5 protein-coding genes are annotated in these 11,978 nt (G+C 32.2%); 4 read left to right on the forward strand and 1 reads right to left on the reverse strand.

The genetic code is table 11. The features are described from left to right. Positions 1–85: 85 nt before the first annotated feature. Positions 86–874 carry an SDR family oxidoreductase gene (locus EAI80_RS09515; protein ID WP_129981825.1) on the reverse strand — a complete coding sequence of 263 codons (789 nt, stop codon included), beginning with the start codon at positions 872–874 and terminating at the stop codon, positions 86–88. Between the two features lie 286 nt (positions 875–1,160). Here EAI80_RS09515 and EAI80_RS09520 point away from each other — a divergent pair, with 286 nt between their 5' ends. From EAI80_RS09520 to EAI80_RS09535, 4 genes are all read left to right on the forward strand, one after another. Then, positions 1,161–6,236, forward strand: a complete 5,076-nt coding sequence (locus tag EAI80_RS09520) for a discoidin domain-containing protein (RefSeq protein ID WP_129981826.1) — start codon at positions 1,161–1,163, stop codon at positions 6,234–6,236. Positions 6,237–6,602: 366 nt separating this feature from the next. Then, on the forward strand, positions 6,603–7,343 hold the full coding sequence (locus EAI80_RS09525; RefSeq protein WP_129981827.1) for a PIN domain-containing protein: 741 nt from the start codon (positions 6,603–6,605) through the stop codon (positions 7,341–7,343). After that, positions 7,340–10,813, forward strand: a complete 3,474-nt coding sequence (locus EAI80_RS09530; protein ID WP_129981828.1) for a hypothetical protein — start codon at positions 7,340–7,342, stop codon at positions 10,811–10,813. The genes EAI80_RS09525 and EAI80_RS09530 overlap by 4 nt, the downstream gene beginning before the upstream one ends. Then, a partial coding sequence (locus EAI80_RS09535) for a hypothetical protein (protein WP_129981829.1) occupies positions 10,806–11,978 on the forward strand: 1,173 nt, incomplete at its 3' end. The genes EAI80_RS09530 and EAI80_RS09535, both read left to right, overlap by 8 nt.

The raw sequence follows: 11,978 nt of genomic DNA on the forward strand, positions 1-11,978 counted from the left end.
AAAAAACGGAAAACGAAAAACGAAAATCAAAGAAATGTGTTATTTCCACTTGACAATCGTCATTTCATAACAGATTATTAGTTGACTATATGCACTTTACCATGCCACCGTCAACATTTAAGGCAACACCAGTAATATAATGTGCTGGTTCACTAGATAAGAATACAGCAGCTGATGCAATTTCTTCAGGTTTAGCATATCTACCCATTGGTATATTTGTCTTAGCAAACCAATCAATAGATTCATCACGACTCATACCAGTAGCACCTGCTAATTGATCACCTAACTGTCCTTCTGCATGCCATAACGGTGTATCTACAGGACCAGGACACACAGCATTTACATTCACATTAAATGCTGCACAATAATTTGAATAATCTTTAGTAATCATAATATCAGCAGCCTTAATAGTATCATAACTAATTAATCCTCCAGGCTGTTTACCAAAGATGGAAGCTGTATTTACAACACTTCCCCAGCCATTTTTCTTAAAATGAGGAATACATAAATTAGTTAATCTCACTGGTGCATACATCATAAGTTCTGCATGTTTTCTGAATGTTTCTTCAGGGAATGTTGCAATATCACCCATTAAAGCTGTTCCTGCATTATTACATAGAACATCAATCTTTCCAAAATGTTCAGCAACATTTTTAATAAAATCTTTGCAGTTCTTTTCGTCTGTAACATCTACTTTTTCAACATAAACTTCATTATCTTTTAGTTCTGTCTTTAAAGAATTCAACCCTTCTAGATTTAAATCAGCTAATGCAAGTTTTGCTCCTTCTTTTGCATATGCTTCTGCAATAGCTTTACCAATACCAGAAGCGGCTCCTGTTACGATTACGACACGATCTTTTAAACCTAATTCCATAACAATTCAATCCTCCTTGTATGTATAATTTATATATATAATTATACTCCTCGATAAAGTGCATATTCTACCAATACAGTGTTTTAAAAATAATTTACCTGAAACAAGACAATTAATTAAAAAAATACTTGAATAAGTACATTGTAAGTGCTATCATTTCACTGTGCGAAAAACGTATAGGATTGTTACTATTGAATTAGGCAAGACCAGAGTAAACCTTCTTTTTTAGAGGGGTACTTTGGTCTTTTTTTGTTGGTCCTATATAGAAAAGAAAGGAAAAGGGATAATGAACAAAAAACAAGGTGTTATTGGATTAGTTGCAACTGTCATGATTGCGAATGCTGCATTTGTTGATGTGAGACCAGTCTATGCTGTAGAAAACTTAAATCTTGCTAAAGGGTGTGCTGTTAATGCAAGTAATTATGAAGTAGATTCTACATCACCAAGCAAAGCAGTAGATGGTGATATGAAGACTCGCTGGGGAACTGAACAGAATAGGGCAGACAATGAATGGATTGAAATTAATCTAGGTGGAGAAAAGACAGTACGTCAGATTAATATCAATTTTGAAAGAACTGATGATGCACAGAATATTCTAGGCTATAAGATTGAACTAGAAGAAAACGGGAAATATGTAGAAGTTTATAAAAAGACTTCTAAGGCTAAACAAGCTGAAATCATTCAGTTAGATAAAGATCATCAAGCGACTAAAGTAAAAGTTACTGTACTTTCTGCAGATGGAGGTACAATCAACTGGAAGAATGTTGGAATCAATGAAATTGAAGTCTATAGTAAGATTGTAGAAAAAGCAGATGCTACGCCTAATAAAAATCATATGGCAAATGCTACAATCACTGCATCAAGTAGTGAAGCTAATACACTCAGTCCAGATAAAGTAAAAGATGGAAGCACAGAAAAATCAAACCGCTGGGCAAGTGATTATGAAACTCCAACTACTAAGATCTGGCTCAATACTAAATTTGCTGGATTGACTCTCGTTAAGGAACTTAAGATTCATTTCTTTGAAAGAGATGTAGCACCAATGCCATCTAACGTAAAAAGCTTTGATATCAAATATAAAGATAAAGATGGTGTAGAAAAACTTGCAAAGAGCTTTACTAATACAAAGAAAGGTGACGGTTATAATAACGAAGTTGTTGTTAAGTTCGATGAACCTATTGAAGCAAAAGAATTAAAGCTTTGTAACTTTGTTGCTGAAGCATCATCATGGAATAACGTAAGTATTGCTGAAATGGAAGTTTATTCTAATGAACAAACAGCACAGAAAGCAACTCTAAACTCTGTTGTCTCTTCTATTGAATCTCAGAGTAAGACAATTGAAGCAGATGTGAATACATTAGATATGCCAGCTGTACCAGCAGGATTTACTGTAAGAATCAATGGTGCAGATCTTGAACAGATCATTGGTGCAGATGGTAAGATTGTCCATCCATTAGTTGATAAGAATGTAAAGGTCTCTTATGTAGTTACAGAAACTGAAACTGGAAAAGAAAAGAAGACTGCAGATATTGACTATGTTGTAAAAGGTATAAATGAACAGTCTGCAAATAAGAATACAAAACCTACTGTTATTCCAGAAATCCAGGAATGGCATTCAAACTCAACAGAAAAGATTTCTATTAACTCATTAAAGACAGTGATTTATACAGATGATAAGTTAAAAGCTGTTGTAGATGAATTTGTACGTGATTATAAAGATTTCACAGGTATTAACCTTACAGTGAAAAAAGGTGCTTCTCAGGCTAATGCATTCAACTTTGAATTAAAAGCACCAGATACTCTTCTAGGTGATGAAGGATATACAATGGATATCCAGAAAGACCGTATCAATGTTGCGTCTGTTCATACAACAGGTAACATGTATGGTATGCAGACAATCCTTCAGATGTATAAAGAAGACAATGAAGGCTATAAGATTGGTAAAATGCGTGACTATCCTCGTTTCAAGACACGTGGATTCTTATTCGATGTAGCACGTAAACCAGTTTCATTAGATATGATGAAGGATGTTGCAAGAACAATGCGTTACTATAAGATGAATGACTTACAGACTCATTTGTCTGATAACTATATCTTCTTAGAACAATATGGTAAAGGTGATAATGAAAATGAAGCATTTAAAGCCTATGAAGCATTCCGTCTAGAATCAGGATTATCTAACGATAAAGGTGAAACACCTACTGCAAAAGACTATTCTATTTCTAAGAAGGACTTCAGAGAATTCATCCAGGGTGAAAGAGCATTTGGTATGAATGTAGTACCTGAAATTGATGTTCCAGCTCATGCCACTTCATTTACTAAAGTATGGCCAGAATTAATGGTTCAGAATAAGGTATCACCATTAAATAGAAATAGACCACTTATTGACCATCTTGATGTCTCTAAGAAAGAAACAAAAGATAAGATCAAAGAAATCTTTGATGATTATACAAAAGGTGCTAATCCAGTATTTGATGGAGAAACAACTGTACATATTGGTGCAGATGAATTCTTATCAAACTACACAGCATATCGTGGATTCGTTAATGATTTAGTTCCTCACCTAAAAGAAACAAATACAGTACGTATGTGGGGTGGTTTAACTTGGATCAAAGATAATCCAGTGACTCAGATTAAGAGAGAAGCTATTGATAATGTAGAAATGAACCTTTGGTCAGCTGACTGGGCAGATGGTATTGAAATGTATGATATGGGCTATAAGCTTATTAATACAATTGATGACTTTGGTTATATGGTTCCAAATGGAAACAAAGGACGTGCCAATGCCTATGGAGATTTATTAAACGTAAATAGAATCTTCAATCAGTTTGAAGCAAACAAAGTAAGAGTCAAAGGTGGTTCTTATAAGTATGTTCCTGCTGGTGATGATCAGATGTTAGGTGCTGCATTCGCATTATGGAGTGATAATATCGATAAGAGCGCATCAGGTCTAAGTGAATCTGATTTATATTGGCGTTTCTTTGATGCATTACCATTCTATGCAGAAAAGACATGGGCTGCGACTGGTAAGGAAAAAGGCAGTGCTGATGCTCTTGCTAAAGTGGCTCAGGATAAGGGAACAGGACCTAATACAAACCCTTATTACAAAGAAAATAAAAAGGGTGAAAACTATGAAAGCTATGATTTCAATAACGGATTAAAGGATAGTTCTGAAAACAAACGTGACCTTAAAGAAGGAAAGAATACTGAAATCAAGGATAATGCATTAGTATTAAAAGATGGTGTAAGTTATGTCACTTCTCCAATTAAAGAACTTGGTAATGGTAATAAGCTATCATTTGATATTAAACTAAACAAACCTGCTAAACCAGGAGATATCCTATTTGAATCAGATGCGAACTATGGAACACATGATATCAGAATCATGGAAGATGGTAAGTTAGGATTCACAAGAGAACTTTATAACTATTATTTTGACTATGAATTACCAGTAGGTAAGACAGTCAATATTGAAATCACTACAGCTCAGCAGAAGACAAGTCTTTATGTTAATGGTGAATATGTATGTGATGCAAAAGGTAAGTTTATTCACAATGATATGGTGAAGAAAGACAATATCACACATTCAACATTTGCCTTACCATTAGAAAGAATTGGTTCTAAGACAGAAACAGTTTCTGCAGTAATTGATAACGTAGTAGTAACTGAAAAAGCACCAGAAGTAGATCTTTATAATAAAGCTTCTTGGACTGGTAAAGCTGAATCAGAAACACCAACAGCTCACGGTGGTCAGAGTGAAGGTATTATCGGTATGGCATTTGACAATAAGCCATCTACAATCTGGCATTCAGACTGGTCACAAGCTACAAAAGATAAGGTTCCAACAACATCTGGTGCTCCAGGTACAGGTAAGGGTGCTGATGGAAGTATTTGGACAGAAATTTCATTTGATAAAGCTTATGAAATCAATCAGGTATCATTCACACCACGTCAGGATTCTAACAGTGGCCAGGTGACTAAAGCTTCACTTTATATCCAGACTGAAAAGAATGGTGAATGGGTAGAAGTTGCGAAAGATCAGACATTTGATGCTAACAAGTCAGAAAAAACATTTACTTTTGATACACAGAATGTATATGGATTCAAGTTTGTAGCATCTGAATCAAATGATGGATGGGTAGCTATCTCTGAATTCAATATTGCGAATAAAGATGTAACTAATAACACTTATACTGTTTATGTAGAAGCAGAAAAAGGTGGTAAAGTAAGTGGTGGTCAGGAAGTTAAAGCAGGTAAGTCTGTAACTATTACTGCAACACCTAATAGAGGTTATGTATTTAAAGGATGGTATCGTCCTAATGGTGAAAAAGTATCTGATAAAGCAGAATATACATTCAACGTTAAGGGTAATACAGCTTTAATTGCGAAGTTTGAAAAGTCTTCTGAAGCAGATGTAAAGATTACAGATATCCAGAAGCTAGATGATCTTACTGTAGTAAAAGGTACTTCATTTGATTCATTAAATTTACCAAACAAAGTATCTATTACATTAGAAAACAATGAAACAGAAAAAGTAGACGTAACATGGAATAAAGCATCTTATAAGGCTAATGAATGTGGTACATATGTATTAGAAGGTACTCTTACATTACCAGAAGGCGTTGTAAACCCAGATGGCTTGAAAGTAGTTGTAAAAGTAACTGTTGAAAATAAGAAGTATACAGTTGCAGTAGAAAGTGATCAGAACATGGGTACTGTCAAAATGGATAAAGAAGATGGTATTTATGAAGAAGGTTCAAATGTGACTGTAACAGCAAAAGCAAACAAAGGTTATGAATTTGTGAACTGGACAGATGAAAATGGAAGAGAAGTAAGTACTTCTAACCCATATACATTTGAAGCAACTACAAACACTACTCTAAAAGCAAACTTCAAGAAGGTAGAAGTTACTCCAGCTAAACCATCATCACAGGATATCCTAGATGATTTACTAGCAGGAAATAAGGTACAGTCAGTTGTTTCTAAAGGACAGACACAGTTTGTACTTCCTGAAGTACCAGAAGGCTATAGTATTATTATTACTAAGGTAAGTCCTGAAGGTATTATCTCATTAGATGGTAAAGTAACAACTCCTAAGAAGGATACAGATGTGATTGTTAGTATCACTGTAACTGATGCAGAAGGAAAGACTGCAAGTCATGACTTTACTGTAAAAGTAATTGGACTTAATGAAGTAGATAAGGAAACTCCAAAAGATCCTGAAACAGGTAAGGATACACCTAAAGATCCTACTCAGGATAAGAAACCAGCTAAGACAGGTGATGCAACATCAATTGCAAGCTGGATCTCTATGATGACAGTAGCAGGTGCTATGTTACTTAAGAGAAAGAAAAGATCATAATACTTAATTGGTCTGAGAGATAGCGAAAGCTATCTCTTTTTTGAGTTCTAGGACAAAGAAAAAAACCACGACATAAATCGTGAGTTTTCTTCCGCACCGAGTGCCATTGATGTATATGATTGTATGCTAGATTAAGTAGAAAATCAATAGAATATTTACGACTAAAAAGTGAAGTAACACCTATATGGTCTGAGAGATATCTAAATAACAAGACAGTACAGTTCATAAGAATACCTTTAAATCGTAATTCTTTTTATGTTTTTAAACGTTACATTTAAGTGCCTAATATTCGCTGTTGTCAGACGTTAACTAAAATTTTTATTTTTAAAAAAAGATAAAATAGTATTAGAGAGGGAGGCGCTCATTATGATTGAACAACAGAATAAACTTATTGATGCATTGTATGAAAAAAGTGTTATTTCACATAGTAGGAAACACTCAGAAATAATAGAGAGAACACTAGATTCTAAGATTATAGTCATAGTTGATTTTGAAAACTATCAAGCTATTCCTACAGACTTATTACATAAAGAGTATATCTATTACTTGTTCTGTGGTTATTACACCACAAAACCAGCACAAGAATATAAGGATATGCTGGAAGGTTATGATATCAATATCGTAGAGACTAAGAGTGTAGGAACAAACTTTGTGGATAATAGAATCTCTATGTATATTGGTTATATGTTTGGTAAGTATAATCCTAGGTTAATCATACTGGTATCTAATGACATTGATTATTATGAGATGGTGAGAGATTTAAAGGCTCATGGATATCCGATAATATTCAGGGAAATCTCAATAAGTAGTAAAGAATTATTAAGAAGACAAACAGATTACTTATTTAATAAACCAATGACTAAACCCACTGCTGTTAAGAAAGAACCAGTAAAGGATGATATGTCTGTAATGATGGAGAAGCTTGTTGAGTTGAATAATGGAAATAATATTATAGGAGCATCAAAAATCAGATTTTACTTGAGATCGAATTTGGAACTATCAGAAAGTGAAGTTAAGGAAACGTTGAATATAATAAAATCACAATGTGAATTAACAGAAGTAAAAGGAGCAGAAGAATTCTATAAGTTAGAGGGTGAAAATTTATGAAAGAACTATTAGAAAAAATATTCGAACAAAGAAGTAATGGATTGTATTTTGTGAATACTCCAACAGGTTCTGCAAAATCTTATAGTGCAGTACAGTTGATGAAAAATAATTACAGGAAGTTTGATAAACACTTTATATTTATCACAAATAATTTGAATAACTTACCAATGGATGATTTAAAAAATGCATTAGGTGAAGATGAATATAAAACAAATGTATTACGTGTAGAAAGTGTTGTGGATAATATTGTGCATCATTTTTATGAAGCTCATATTCCAGATGAATTTCAAGATTTAGATTCATACAGAAACTTAAAGAAAAGTTTAGATATTTATAAACATTTCCAAAAGGAATTTAAGAATAGGAATGTCACATCGGAAATGCTTCAAAAATCTCAAGAAGATCTAGTATCAGCTGATAGTAAGTTTAGAAAAGAAGTTAGAAGTAAACTAATGACTGCTGAATTTAAAAAGAAGAATGTAGATGATAGAAAGAAAGATATGAAGGCACTTCATTCGTGGCTTAGTGTTCTATATCCTGCTATGTTTATTGAGGACTATAAGATTATTTGTATGTCTGTAAAGCGTTTCTTTACTTCAATTGATCCTATTTATAAGAAAAAGTATAAATTCTCTGAATCTGAAATTATTAACGATAGTATTCTTTTTATTGATGAAGTAGATGCAACTAAGAATGAAATTAACGATATTATTATAGAAAGTAGTTTAAGCTCAACTGTTGATTTGATTCCTATGGTTTATCGCATTACAAGTCCATTTATTCATTGGGAGGATAATACACCTAAAGATGTAAAGGATTTAGTACCTGAAAATGATTCGCAGTTAAAAGATATAAGAAAAAAAGCTTTAAAGATACGAAACAAATATCATGATGAGCTGCCTTATTATTGCCCAGGAATTAAAAACCGTAATTTCTTGATGAGTGATTCAACATTCCACGCAAGCTTTGATGGTTTATCTAAGAAAAGAGCTTATGTCTATTATGATGAGGAGCATAATAGAATGACCATCAAAATCTTTGATAGCGAAGAGAGAAAAAAAGAATTACCTAAAATAAGTAGTGAAGTGTATAGCTTATTCTCTATTATTGGTGAGATGAGTAATTTTTTGGTTTCTGTAAAGAGATATATTAAGAAACTCGGTTCAGCTCATAAAAACGATAAGAATCTAAAAGCAGAAGAAGATGATCTAATTAATGATGAAGAGGCAGTACGATCTATTTATCATTTATTCAAATTATCTGATCCCGATATATCATATATTGATAATGATATTAATATTCAGCCTGTAATGAAGGTGAATAAAACAAAGAATGAATTTAAGAAAACGAATAATTATTATAATAGAGGTATTCGTTCTTTTGAATTTACTAATAAGAAGGATAGTGGCTTTAATACAACTTTCCATTATATGCATCTTATTAAAAGTGCTGAATGTATATTAGCTATGTTAGCTAAAAAAGCCACTGTTATTGGATTAAGTGCAACATGTAATATTGATTCTGTATTGTCAAACTATTCACTCAAGTATCTTAAAGAAACTCTAGAAGATGATTTTCATATTATTGAAGAAGAGGATCACCAAAGAATCCAAGATACATATTCTTTATTGAATGAGAAATATGAAACGGGAGAAATTCAAGTAAAGGTAGAAGAGATAGATTATCATAATGAAAATTTAAAAGAAGCTATTGGATTAGTATTTTCTGATCCTAAACATCAAAATGAAGTCTGTAAGATTCTCACTCAGGATATGGAGGCAGATAAGAAGGGTTATTATGCTAAAAGATATTTGATGGTAGCACAAGCTTATAGATACTTTGTATCACATAAAGATATTCATTCATTCTTATGTTTAAATAATGCTTTACCAAAAGAAACAGGTAACCTTAGATTGTTAAAACTTAAGGAACTATTTCGTTTGGTAAATATTGAGTGTGGTGTTGATGAAAATAAAAAGAATTATATCGTATTAAAGAGTGGTGCAACATTTGATGAGGATAAAGAGAAGATATTGAAATCTCTAAAAGAGGGTAAAAAGATTTTTGTGATTTCTGCATATGCTACTATAGGTGCAGGACAAAACATGGCATATGACTTACCTAAAGGCTTGGATACGATTAACTTAACTGATTTCGCAAATAAAAAAGATGGAAGAAATAAGAAAAAGGATTTCGATGGAATCTTCTTAGGAGATATCACGAACGTAATCACCAATCTCTATGATACTGAATCTGGATTTAAAGAAGAGGATTTACTCCATTACTTAATTGAAGTGGAGAATTTATATGAGAATAATGAAATTGATCATCGTACCTTAAGTAAATGTATCTCTGCAGGCTATAAGAAATTAAAGAATCCAAAAGAGAAAGGATTTAATACGGAACTTAAAGGCTGTAGAAGTATACGTCTCTCTAAGACAAAACAGATCATTCAAGCAGTAGGACGTTTATCTCGTTCATTTAATAAGAATAAAGTCATTCATATTCTAGTTACGAGAGATATCGTGAATAGTTTTGATACATCAATACTAGAAACTGAAATACTTTCACCAGAAACAATAAAACTCGCAGAATATGCTAAAGAAAGACAAGAAGATGTTCCTGTATATGATTATGTTGAGAATGAAGCCAGTCATATTTCTAGTTCTGGTAAGTTCTATATATATGAATTACTATCAGGAGATTGGACATCACAACAAATACAACGCTATAAGAGATTGGGTGAAACATGTTTAAAACATCCTACTATTTCTAACAGGGATGATGAAATAGTTAAGGAATATTACGTTCATTCATCTGAACCAATGAATAAATACTATTTCATAGGTGAAAATGATTTTGAGTATACAGATGTTTTCTTTAATCAATCTAAGGATGAAGTCATGCTCAGACTACAAAATAATGAAGAATCTGAACGAATCAAGCATATATACGAAGTTAGTGAAGAAAATGCACGTCTTTCTAAGATGTTGAATTATCCTGGTTTAAGAGAGGAGTTTGTTAAACATAAGTATGCCACTCGTTTTGAAGTAAATGATTATATGTTATCACCTGTTTTATACCAGAATATCTATAAGGGAAGACTAGGAGAGTTTGTAGGTCATTTTATTATAAAGAAAGAATTAGGTATTGATCTAGATGAACTTAAACCAAACGAATATGAACGTTTTGATTATAAACGTGGTAAGGTCTATATCGATTTAAAACATTGGAGATATTCAAACTTTGATTCTAAGAAAATGACTAAGAAGATTATTGATAAGCTAGATGAAATAGGTGGAGAAAAGGCAATCATTATTAATATATTTGATGAAAATAAATCAGATAAGATTATTGAATCTCCGAGAATCATTGAAATACCTTCTCTACTTGAAGAAGATGGATTCCATGCTAATCAAGAAGCAATTAATAAAATAAGAATGTGTTTGGAGGAATATAAAGATGATTAAAACAAATAAAGTAAAGCTTGAAATCCATTATGATCATATTATTCGTGATTATGACCTTTATAGAATACAACCAAAACAAACTGATGATAAAGATGAAGAAAAATGTGTTCTGAAAAGAAGCTTAGAAAAACTAGACCAATTATCTCCAGTATTAGCTGTACTTTATAGATATAAAGGTCCAGTTTATCTTATATTTGAAAAAGGAAGTGTATGTTCAGAAGACCTTCAATCACATGTCAATCAATATGATAAAGGCAGTATTGTAGAACCGTTAGATATAAAGGATCCTTTAAGTATAACACCGATTGAATTATCTCAATTGTTGATCAATATGTTGCCTAATATGGAATTCTCTCAGAAGTTTAATAACATCTCAGGTAGATATTTCAGTTTCAATCAGAAGTCTTTTAGAAAAGATTGTATTCTAGCATATCATATTAGTTTGATTGAATCAGAAACAAGTAAGCAGGAATGTATGGTGCATATGGAGGGTGAATCTTATCATCGTTTATCTAAAGTATTAGAGTATAATGACAAATATAGAAATGATATTTTAAAACTGCCTAGATATTACAAAAGTAATGAAGGATATGTACTTCGTCGATGCCTTACACCATTAAGTACAGATCAGTGTTTTGTGAGAAGAAGTGTATATCGCAGACAAAGAGAGGACTTTGTGAATAGTTTAGATATTCATGATATACAGGGGTTTGAAAATTCTAAGTGTGGTATGTTGCATCAATTTTATATTGATGTTGATTTACATCTTAATGATTATATTCAATTACATCCTATAGATTTAGATAATGAACAGATGGCCAATACATATTCAGACTTCTTATCCCAGGATTATATAAGAAATCTATATAATGATTTAGGTGTTCATTTGATTGACCGTGTGAACGATAGTTCATCTAAGAAGATGATTGATTTAATTGTTTCTAAATTAAAGGATAGAGGTATCGATAATATTCATTATGATAAAGGTAAACAGTTCAATATTGCATTGATTCATAATCAGAAATATTGTAAGAACAACAAAATACCAGACCAGCATGTCAGTGATTTAAACTTCCAACATATCACTTATGAGACTTGTATTGCTAGAGATAATACAGTTGATATTAGTGATAATATTATGGATAGGATTCTAATGGAATTACTT

This window comes from Catenibacterium sp. co_0103 (assembly GCF_004168205.1).
GTDB classification, from domain to species: Bacteria; Bacillota_I; Bacilli_A; order Erysipelotrichales; family Coprobacillaceae; genus Catenibacterium; species Catenibacterium mitsuoka_A.

Bases quoted from the DNA above. Each gene is read 5' to 3' on its own strand.
- EAI80_RS09515 (WP_129981825.1), bottom strand. From the start codon at position 874: ATGGAATTAGGTTTAAAAGATCGTGTCGTAATCGTAACAGGAGCCGCT.
- EAI80_RS09520 (WP_129981826.1), top strand. From the start codon at position 1,161: ATGAACAAAAAACAAGGTGTTATTGGATTAGTTGCAACTGTCATGATT.
- EAI80_RS09525 (WP_129981827.1), top strand. From the start codon at position 6,603: ATGATTGAACAACAGAATAAACTTATTGATGCATTGTATGAAAAAAGT.
- EAI80_RS09530 (WP_129981828.1), top strand. From the start codon at position 7,340: ATGAAAGAACTATTAGAAAAAATATTCGAACAAAGAAGTAATGGATTG.